A 278-nucleotide genomic window follows, 5' to 3' on the forward strand; every position below is an offset into this window, starting at 1 on the left:
GACCGCGTGGTCGACCAGCACGACGGGTGCGCCGTCGCGGTCGACGACGTCGCCGGTGGCGCTCTCGCGACGCGGCATCTGCTGTCCGCTGGCGGCGAGGGACTCACCCTGGTGAACGGCCCCGTCTCGATCCCTCAGTGTCGCGACCGACGGCGCGGTGTGCTCGACACAGCCGCCGATCGAAGCGCGGTCATCGAGTTCACGAGCCCGCACATGACCGTCGACGAGGGTGTCCGCATCGGCCGGGAGATCGCCGACAGCGGGGCCCCGCGGCGCGT

The 278-nt window shown here is 72.7% G+C and carries 1 pseudogene; it reads left to right on the top strand.

Annotation, left to right across the window (positions count from 1 at the left end):
* Positions 1-278: pseudogene (locus ACZ3HG_RS23440) on the top strand (hypothetical protein); the annotation flags it as partial.

The organism is Erwinia sp. PME.40.26/001, assembly GCF_055556675.1.